This window comes from Enterococcus sp. S53 (assembly GCF_016516865.1).
GTDB classification, from domain to species: domain Bacteria; phylum Bacillota; class Bacilli; order Lactobacillales; family Enterococcaceae; genus Enterococcus_D; species Enterococcus_D innesii.
Genome location: NZ_JACVUH010000061.1, coordinates 1 through 729, shown reverse-complemented (window position 1 = coordinate 729; position 729 = coordinate 1). Strand labels below are relative to the sequence as shown.

Genomic DNA, 729 nt, shown 5'->3' with positions numbered 1-729 from the left:
ATGAACTATCGTGGGCAACCAAAGAAAAGAAAGTGGGATGATGAATGGTGGTGAGTGACAACCTAAGAAAACAGAATCCCAAAAATGGTTAGAAAATTAAACTAAAGTGGGGACTAACACACCCCCGGCCGAAATATTTTGGGGTAAAATCCCAATCTAGGGAACCGGTGGGAGGGGTCAACTGTCCAAATTTATGACTAAAATTTTTTTGCTAGGGGGGGTGAGAGCCTTTGAAGATGTCAGATTTAAAGAAACAGTTGCTGAGACAGATTGACGTAAACGATCAGATGGAACTTGAAAAAGTTGAGAGGTACCTTGATTTAGTTAGGCTTTATCGAAAAATGGATAAAGCTGTTAAGCAATACGGACCAATTGTCGAAGGCTTTAACGGCACTCAAACGTATCTTAAAACTAACCCAGCAATCGCTCAAAAAGTTACGATTTCTCGTGCAATTATTGCTCTTGGTAAAGACCTTAACCTTGATGATTTGAACGGCAAAGTAGTCACTGATAATCATGATGATTACGATGAGAGTGATCTAACATGATTCATCAAAAACACGTTGATTACTATATCGAGCAATTCAAATCAGGGAAAATAAAGTTTAACAAAGAGCGAGCAAATTTAATTGAGTATTTAGAACGTGATGTTCTTAGTCGGGATGATGTTTACTTCGATGATGTGATGATTGATAAGTGCATTGCTTATGGTGAGAAATGGTATTTCCC

At 38.1% G+C, this 729-nt stretch carries 1 protein-coding gene and 1 pseudogene; both read left to right on the top strand.

Going from position 1 to position 729, the window contains the following annotated elements:
* The first annotated feature begins 236 nt into the window (after positions 1–236).
* Positions 237–548 (top strand): P27 family phage terminase small subunit, encoded by a 312-nt coding sequence (locus IAE45_RS18670; protein ID WP_200127894.1) that lies wholly within the window; start codon positions 237–239, stop codon positions 546–548.
* Positions 545–729, top strand: a pseudogene (locus tag IAE45_RS18665) (terminase large subunit); the annotation flags it as partial. The gene IAE45_RS18670 and the pseudogene IAE45_RS18665, both read left to right, overlap by 4 nt.

Coding starts and splice junctions, on each gene's coding strand:
- IAE45_RS18670 (WP_200127894.1), top strand. CDS start 237: ATGTCAGATTTAAAGAAACAGTTGCTGAGACAGATTGACGTAAACGAT.